General features: G+C 62.1%; 5 protein-coding genes. 3 read left to right on the top strand and 2 right to left on the bottom strand.

Annotation, left to right across the window (positions count from 1 at the left end; genetic code table 11):
* Positions 1 to 279 precede the first annotated feature (279 nt).
* Entirely contained in the window at positions 280 to 1,440 is a 1,161-nt protein-coding gene (locus ACFWF1_RS37075; protein WP_379291388.1) for a class I SAM-dependent methyltransferase, read from the bottom strand.
* A 532-nt stretch (positions 1,441 to 1,972) separates the two neighbouring features.
* Between ACFWF1_RS37075 and ACFWF1_RS37070 the strand changes: the two genes are divergently transcribed.
* The 3 genes from ACFWF1_RS37070 to ACFWF1_RS37060 all read left to right on the top strand — a co-directional run bounded on the left by ACFWF1_RS37070 (position 1,973) and on the right by ACFWF1_RS37060 (position 5,351).
* The gene (locus ACFWF1_RS37070; RefSeq protein ID WP_379291389.1) at positions 1,973 to 2,467 is read left to right on the top strand and encodes a histidine kinase; all 495 of its coding nucleotides are present in this window, start codon (positions 1,973 to 1,975) and stop codon (positions 2,465 to 2,467) included.
* Positions 2,468 to 2,980: 513 nt separating this feature from the next.
* Positions 2,981 to 3,478 (top strand): pyridoxamine 5'-phosphate oxidase family protein, encoded by a 498-nt coding sequence (locus ACFWF1_RS37065; RefSeq protein WP_379291391.1) that lies wholly within the window; start codon positions 2,981 to 2,983, stop codon positions 3,476 to 3,478.
* A 640-nt stretch (positions 3,479 to 4,118) separates the two neighbouring features.
* Positions 4,119 to 5,351, top strand: a complete 1,233-nt coding sequence (locus tag ACFWF1_RS37060) for a Shedu immune nuclease family protein (protein ID WP_379291392.1) — start codon at positions 4,119 to 4,121, stop codon at positions 5,349 to 5,351.
* A gap of 512 nt (positions 5,352 to 5,863) precedes the next feature.
* Here ACFWF1_RS37060 and ACFWF1_RS37055 read toward each other — a convergent pair.
* Entirely contained in the window at positions 5,864 to 8,041 is a 2,178-nt protein-coding gene (locus ACFWF1_RS37055) for a malate synthase G (RefSeq protein ID WP_379291394.1), read from the bottom strand.
* Between the last annotated feature and the right edge of the window lie 81 nt (positions 8,042 to 8,122).

Raw genomic sequence — 8,122 nt, 5'->3', positions numbered from 1 at the left:
GGGATTCCCAGAACATCGGGAAATGCAGTGCGGTGCCGAGAGTGGTTGCGGCAAGGCCGAACCAGAATGCGCGGGTGCGCCGTTGGATAGTCGCCCGACTGGGCTTGAAGCCGAGATGCTCGGTCGCTGTTTCCGACTGCTCTTGGTTATGCACAGGTATCTCCATTTCTGACCGCCCGAACAGCAAGCCATGTGCACCCGGCGCACTGACACGGCTGCGGTAGGGCGAGCATCATCCATGGCGGGTAAGCAATACGCCGCTGGCGGGCCTCGGCGCGATCATCCGCTGAGATCCGCCTCGCGGGGCAACCATGCTGGCGCCGTCTGCTCTGTATTCACGCCTTTTTCAATGAAAACGATGTTGTGATAGATGTGGATTGCGGTAACGCCCCTCTCAATGTCGGCCGGCTCGTACGGGGACTGACGAAGCTGGTCTTGATGGTGTAGGCCATCGATCAGGGTTTTCAGGAAGCCCACCGCAGTTCCCGAGTCGTTCAGATCGGTGCGGTTGCCGTTGTAAGCCGGCCAATAAGACGCCTGCAGATCCTCGATGACATACATCGCACCGGGTTTCATCAGCGGAAACAATGTCGTGAAGGATGTGCGCACGTGGTCGCTCTGGTGGCTGCCGTCATCGATCACGAGGTCGAACGGGCCGATTTCCTTGTGCAGCCGAACAAGAAGTTCCTGGTCTGACTGGTCACCGGCGATTGTGCTGAGCCGCGGCTCGTCCACCCCCGACTTGTCGAACAAATCCAGCCCGTGGACCAATCCCCGAGTGAAATATTGCTTCCACATCCGCAACGAAGCGCCGCCCATGTCCTGCGACTGGTAGCCGCCGACGCCGATCTCCAGCACCTTGACACGCTGCTGTCGATAAGGCGCGAAGTGCCGTTCATAGTGCGGGGTATACCAGTGACCACCCCATTTGTCGGACCCGAAGCGCAACGCCAGTTCGGTCATCGTGGGGCGAAATTCGTCGCATGCCCGAATCACCTGGCCGGCGGCGCTGCTCGCCAACCTCCATCTCATGACCCACGGATCTTCGGTCGAGAACTCCGCAGGCCGCCCGGTGTCGTTGACCCATACTTCCCGTGTGAAATCATGCCGGATGCCGGCAGCGCCGTAAACCGCACGTACCAACTCCGCCAAGTCTTGCCGAATCCGAACGTCGGCAGATTCGTCCCAACCGGCCACAACCTCGACAGCCTGGCCTCCCACCACAATCAGATAGCCCCGGCGGTCCCCCGAATAGCCCAGATCAAACTGCACCGCAATGGCTTCCGGCAGTTCTTCGAAGAACTGCGTACGCGAAGCCAACTCGGTCAACGCCAGCATCGCGATCTCGTCGACGTCGACGCCGGCCAGGGCAGCCTCGGTATCGGTGATCGCTCCATCCGCAATGGCGAACACGCGCTCATACATCTCATTGCCGGTCATCAAATGCCCCCTGGAGATGGTTCTCGCTGCCAGCGATGCCCGCGCACACCGAGTTTGGATTCTCAGTCGACGATGATGCCGCCGCTCGGCATCATCCGAAGCCCTCCGCGATACCGACAGCCCAGCGGCCAGCGCGCTCAGGTCCCGACCACGCTGCTTCCAGATAGTAATAGCGATGCGCGTCGTTCAAGCTGGTCAACATTGAGCCTTGTCCCCCTTGGGGTTTCAGAACCTTCATCCCCTCCGTATCCGATGACAGAGCACTTGACGGCAGTCGACCGGACGCTCGATGGCTCTGCCCGGCGCGCAGCACCTTCGCGGCGAAGCCTTCTGATCCTCGGACAACTCGGAGAGTTGTTGCCGTGCCGTCAACGTTCATCACCGTTGAAACAGACTGTCCGACTATCACTCTCGGTACACTTACTCGCGATGGAAGGGGTGCGGAAGTCACCTCTGCTTGGCTGCGCGACGCGCCCAGATTTCTTTCATCGACCGCAGCTACCCCGCCCTACTCCGAATGCAGGGGATCAAAATGAGTATCAGCGAACAGATCAGCGTCGGCGAACTGGACAATCTGACGTTTCACGGCAAGCTCGAGGACGGGCACCTGGTGCCCGGTGGCCTGCTCGGCGACCAGGCCGCCATGGACGATATCGAGGTCGGCATCTACGTGCTGGAGAAGGACGGCACGCTGATCGCCTGCAACAAGACCGCCATCGGCGCCTGGGGCCGCAGTCCCGAACTGGGCACGAGCGAGAAGTACTGCGGCGCGTTCCGCCTGCGTTACCCGTCCGGCGAGGTCATGCCGCACGAAGCCGCCCCGCCGTCGGTGGTCATCAACAACGGCGGCACCGTCCGCGACGCCGACGTCATCTGCGAACAACCCGATGGTTTCCGGCTGCTCGCGCTGGTCAACGTCTTCCCGATCCGCGACGAGTCCGACGAGGTGGTAGGCGCGGTCAACATCTTCCGCCACAACACCACCAAGACGGTCCCGGGACTGCTGGAGGCGGCAGGCGCCAGCTGACCACCGTTTCAGGAGCCACGCAGCGCCCCTCCTTGCGGGAACCGCCTGTGGGGAGAGTCGCTGTGCCGTATGTCTGACCACTGAGTTTCATGGTTCGATGAGCTGCGCGGGTCCACCCGCTACCACTGCATCACCACGCCTTTCATCCGCGAACTCCAGCGCGACGTCAACCAGCAACTCCGAATCCGCCACCGCACCAACCACTCCCACGACCAGCATCGGTCCACGGTCCCCTGCAGTAAGCGCCCCGAGTGTATTGACGGGGTTCGACGCCATCCGCCAGTATTTAGTACTTGCAAGGATGAGCCATACATCCGCTCGTGAGTCGAACTTGCGAGTAGGCCAGCGTAGGGGGACTCGCTATCCGATCCGCAACAGGCGTTGACCGCGGCTATGCGAACGAACACTCGGATGCTGGCATAACGAGCAGGGTTGGCCAGCAACCGACGACCGCGTCAGCGGCGGGATGGGCTGGCTCCGGTATCTACCTCGGTGCGCCGACAAGGACAGCCGATGACTGCTGACGATACAACCACCGAACCCAACCAGCTGCCCATCGCGCGCAGCCTCGACCAGCGGCGCAGGGGCGCGCTGGAACGACTCGGCACCAGCCATCAGATGTGGTTGGCCACCGGAAGCGACGGTCATGGCGCGCATCTGATACCAGTGTCTTTCGCCTGGAACGCCAATACCCTCACCCTCACCACGGCCACGCTCGAGCACAGTCGCACCGCCGTCAATCTTCAGGCGACACCACAAGCAAGAGTCGCAATCGGAGACACCGCCGACGTGATCATGATCGACGCCATCGCCACACTTATCCCGGTCGACGCCATCGACCCAGACTGCGCCGACAGATACGCTCGGATCTCCCAAGACCCCCGCGCCATACCCGGTTTCGTCTACATCCAACTAACCCCGCAACGCATACAGGTATGGAACGGCTTCCACGAATTCCTCGGACGCACCGTCATGATCAACGGCCAATGGCTCGACCAGCCAGTCGACTAGCGATCAAAAGGCTCGGAACCAGTACTGGGCCGGCCGGGTGCGCCCCTCAGCTGCTCGAACTCGAATCATCCTCTCGCTCAGAGAGTTAGGCGCGCACCAGTACATCCGGCAGCGCTCGGTCAGCGCGGTTGCCCCACCCGACCGACACGCGACATACCGGAGGACCTCCACCCGCGAATCGACTGTATCGCAACATGATTCATACACGTCGAGCTAATGAGGCCGAATATCTGTTCCGCGGGCTCGTCGTGCCGTTTTCGTATACGCCTTCACCGCTGCGGCAGACAGCTGCGAGGCCCTGCTCCCGCATAGGGCACCTGCACTGTTCGTCGAGACCGCTCAGAACCTCGTAGCAGAAAGATTGCGGAAACGACAGTTACAGCAACCGGAGATCTTCCGAAATTCGCCGATCCCCGCTTTGATAGACCGGAATATTATGCTGTATATCTGCTCACCTGCAAATTTACCAACATCGAGATGCCAGTCATTGAGGGCTCAGCAGGCAGAATCAGCCACACGTGACTGTGCTGTCAGTTTGCCGATGACGCAGCCGCAGCCTCGAACGCTAAGGATCGGGAAGGAACGATTGGGTCGCAACCGGTGCGATGGCCACATGTGCGCGAGCCTGGAGGGCAGTCATATGGAAGATCCTGAACCTGCGTACGGTGCCGCATCGAGTCGCGACGCCGAAGAACTGGAATATGCGCAAGGCAGACTTCCTGGCCGTACCTATCTGAGCAAGAGCTTCCCGTTCAACAGACCGGCGTCTTCCGATCACGGTGAACAGGCGCGCTTCATTCATAAAGTGTTCGACGCCGAGTCTGAGACGACGGTCGAGCTCGAGGGTTCCGACTGGGTAATCCGCGAAACGCCCGGTGGACGATATCAGGTCAGATTGCTCGTGGCCCGAGAAGCCAGCAATGTGAAAGAGCTTTGGATCCAACGGATTCCGATGGGAAAGACCGCGCAGAAGGCCGAATGCAAACTTCACCTCGTGCAGCCAGACGTCGGACGGCTCATAGATCTGGTCAAACTCCTCGACCACCTGCCTGCCGAGGGCGCAGACACCGTCCGCATCGACGACACCTTGGTACACCAAATGCTCGCCAACCCAGAGTCGCTGGCGGCCCTGTACCGGAAGGACCCGCAGAAATTCCAGCAGCTGATCAGCGACGACGAAAGCGCACGCGATGTCGTCGCAATGGCACACCGGCGCGCACAGGTCGCTAAGTTCCGGCGTTTGCTCTCCGACGAGACCTACTTTGCTGAAGAGGTTCGCAACGACTCCGGGAACGGCGAAGAGGCCGTCTGGCAGCACTTCTTCGAGCAGAACCCGTGGATCTTCGGTGTGTCACTGACCGGTCAACTACTGACATCCTGGGACGAGCACAAACTCGAACAAGTCGTAATAGGCCGGTCCAACTCCAGCCCAGGTAAACGTGTCGACGCCCTCCTGACCACATCGGGTCGAATCCGATCCCTCGTCTTCGCAGAGATCAAAACCCACAAGCAACCGTTACTGAGCACCGAGTTCCGACCGGGCTGCTGGGCACCGTCACACTTCCTGACCGACGGCATCGCCCAAGCGCAGGGCACCGTTCACTTTGCCGCGGAACAGATCGGCAAACGGTTGCAGGACAAAGCCGCCGATGGCAGCGACATCCCCGGCGAGTACTCCCATCTCATCCGTCCGCGAAGCTTTCTCATCATCGGCAACCTGGATCAGATGATAGGTAGCCATGGAGGACATCACGAGGACAGGTTTCGATCATTCGAACTGTTCCGCCGCCAACTCATCGAGCCCGAAGTACTCACCTTCGACGAGTTGCTCGCTCGCGCCGAATGGTCAATTGCACCCGCCAACGACCGCTGACAGCCCAGCGTCATCGAACTCAGTCGGGGGCCGGTGGATTGCTGTTTGTTCCCAGGCGATTCGCTGAAGAGTTGCGGGCCCAACAACTTCTCCGGCGTGTCGACTAGCGACACGCCGAGGATGTCGCTCACTGCGAACACTTTCCCGAGCAAATGGGGCCGGATCCCCAAGCGACCGGGGTTCCGCGACAAAGGCTTCCGCCTGTAGAGGTATCCGGTATCGGCGACAAGCAGACCAGCTCCGGATCCACGGCTCGATGGGTCCTGCGTGGAGACCATGCATCGCCGACACGGACGCACCAACCGTTGGCGCAAATCTGCTGGTAGATATCGCCTTGATGGGTGTGGCACGCACCCCGTCTGTGACCGTTTTGGTGACCGTTTTGAGGGTGACAGACCGGTATTCGAGCTGATCTCCACTAATGGGAAGAGGCCCCGCCCCGGGTGTCTCCGGTGCGGGGCCTCAGGCCGAAAAGAGCTGTTAAGAACTACTTTTCAGTCACTGGACATCACTCACTTGCAGGCAGCCTTCGCCTCACGCCGCCGCCGGTGCAGGATCGGCTCGGTGTATCCGTTGGGCTGCTTGGTGCCCTCGAGGATGAGCTCCTTGGCGGCCTGGAAGGCGATGCTGCCTGCGAAGTCCGGTGCCAGCGGGCGGTAGCTCGCGTCGCCCGCGTTCTGCCGGTCCACCACCGGTGCCATCCGCTCCAGGCTCTCGATGATCTCGTCGGTGGAGACGATGCCGTGGCGCAGCCAGTTGGCCAGCAGCTGGCTCGAAATGCGCAGGGTGGCACGGTCTTCCATCAGCGCGACGTCTTCGATGTCGGGCACCTTGGAGCAGCCCACACCCTGGTCGATCCAGCGCACCACGTAGCCGAGGATCGACTGTGCGCTGTTGTCCAGTTCCTGCTTCTTCTCCTCCGCGGTCCAGTTCGGCGTCGCGGCGAGTGGGATCTCCAGGATCTGATCGACGGTGGCGCGGCGGCCACCCTTGAGGATCTCCTGCTGGCGCTCCAGCACGTTCACCTGGTGGTAGTGCGTCGCGTGCAGGGTGGCGGCGGTCGGCGACGGCACCCACGCGGTGTTCGCGCCGGCCTTCGGGTGACCGATCTTCTGCACCAGCATGTCGGCCATCAGGTCCGGCATGGCCCACATGCCCTTGCCGATCTGCGCCTTGCCCGGCAGCCCGGCGGCCAAGCCCGTGTCGACGTTCCAGTCCTCGTAGGACTTGATCCACTGCTGGGCCTTCATGTCGGCCTTGCGGACCATCGGCCCGGCCTCCATCGAGGTGTGGATCTCGTCGCCGGTGCGGTCGAGGAAGCCGGTGTTGATGAACACGACGCGGTCGGCGGCGGCCTGGATACAGGCCTTGAGGTTTACCGTGGTGCGGCGCTCCTCGTCCATGATGCCGACCTTGAGGGTGTTGCGCGGCACGCCGAGCACGTCCTCGATCCGGCCGAACAACTCGGTGGTGAACGCGACCTCGTCGGGGCCGTGCATCTTCGGCTTCACGATGTAGACCGAGCCGGTGCGGCTGTTCTTCAGTTCGGTGTCGCCGCGCAGCGAATGGGTGGCGATGAGCGAGGTGACGAGGCCGTCGAGGATGCCCTCGGGGATCTCGTTGCCGTCCTTGTCGATGATCGCGTCGCTGGTCATCAGGTGACCGACGTTGCGCACGAACAGCAGCGAACGACCGTGCAGCACAAGGTCACTGCCGTCGACCGCGGTGTAGACGCGGTCGGGGTTCATGGTGCGGGTGAAGGTCTTGTCGCCCTTGCGCACCTTCTCGGTGAGATCGCCCTTCATCAGGCCGAGCCAGTTGTGGTAGCAGAGGACCTTGTCCTCGGCGTCCACGGCGGCGACCGAGTCCTCGAAGTCCATGATCGTGGTGATCGCGGACTCCAGCACCAGGTCCTTGACGCCCGCGGTGTCGGTGCTGCCGACGGGCGAGGACGGATCGATCTGGATCTCGATGTGCAGACCGTTGTGCTTGAGCAGCACCGAGGTCGGCGAGGCCGGATCGCCGAGGTAGCCGACGAGCTGCGACGGGTCGGCGAGACCGATCTCGGTGCCGTCCTCCAGACCGACCTCCAGCTCACCGTCGACGATCTTGTAGGACGTCGAGCCGATGTGTGAGCCGGTGATCAGCGTCGCGGAGTCGTCGAGGAAGTTACGCGCCCACTCGATGACCTTGTCGCCGCGAACCTTGTTGTAGCCCTTGCCCTTTTCCGCGCCGTTGGCCTCGGAGATGGCGTCGGTACCGTAGAGCGCGTCGTAGAGCGAACCCCAGCGCGCGTTGGCGGCGTTGATCGCGAAACGGGCGTTCATCACCGGCACCACGAGCTGCGGGCCCGCGGTGGTGGCGATCTCGGTGTCCACGTTCTGGGTGGCGATCTGGAAATCGGCGGGTTCCGCACGCAGATAGCCGATTTCGCCGAGGAAGCTCTTGTAGGCGGCCTTGTCGTAGCCCGCACCGGGGTGTTCGGCGTGCCAGGCGTCGACCTTGCCCTGGATCTCGTCGCGCTCGGCGAGCAGCGCGCGGTTGCGCGGCGCGAGATCGTTGATGACCTGCTCGGCTCCGGCCCAGAACGCGGCGGAATCTACGCCGGTTCCGGGGAGCGCCTCGTTCTCGATGAACTCGTGGAGAACGCTGGCCACCTGAAGCCCGCCGACCTGAATCCGCTCTGTCATCTACTGCCTCACTTCTGAGAAAGCCGGGTGGGAAAGACGCATCCATGTTACCCGTGGGTAGTGATACCACCGTGTAGCGGG

Source organism: Nocardia sp. NPDC060255 (assembly GCF_042727395.1).
Taxonomy (GTDB): Bacteria; Actinomycetota; Actinomycetes; order Mycobacteriales; family Mycobacteriaceae; genus Nocardia.
The sequence above is the reverse complement of the archived record's forward strand: the minus strand, read 5'-3'. Positions and strand labels throughout refer to the sequence as shown.

What these genes read in the sequence shown, in the direction of transcription:
- ACFWF1_RS37075 (WP_379291388.1), bottom strand. Translation starts at nt 1,440, where the DNA reads ATGACCGGCAATGAGATGTATGAGCGCGTGTTCGCCATTGCGGATGGA.
- ACFWF1_RS37070 (WP_379291389.1), top strand. Translation starts at nt 1,973, where the DNA reads ATGAGTATCAGCGAACAGATCAGCGTCGGCGAACTGGACAATCTGACG.
- ACFWF1_RS37065 (WP_379291391.1), top strand. Translation starts at nt 2,981, where the DNA reads ATGACTGCTGACGATACAACCACCGAACCCAACCAGCTGCCCATCGCG.
- ACFWF1_RS37060 (WP_379291392.1), top strand. Translation starts at nt 4,119, where the DNA reads ATGGAAGATCCTGAACCTGCGTACGGTGCCGCATCGAGTCGCGACGCC.
- ACFWF1_RS37055 (WP_379291394.1), bottom strand. Translation starts at nt 8,041, where the DNA reads ATGACAGAGCGGATTCAGGTCGGCGGGCTTCAGGTGGCCAGCGTTCTC.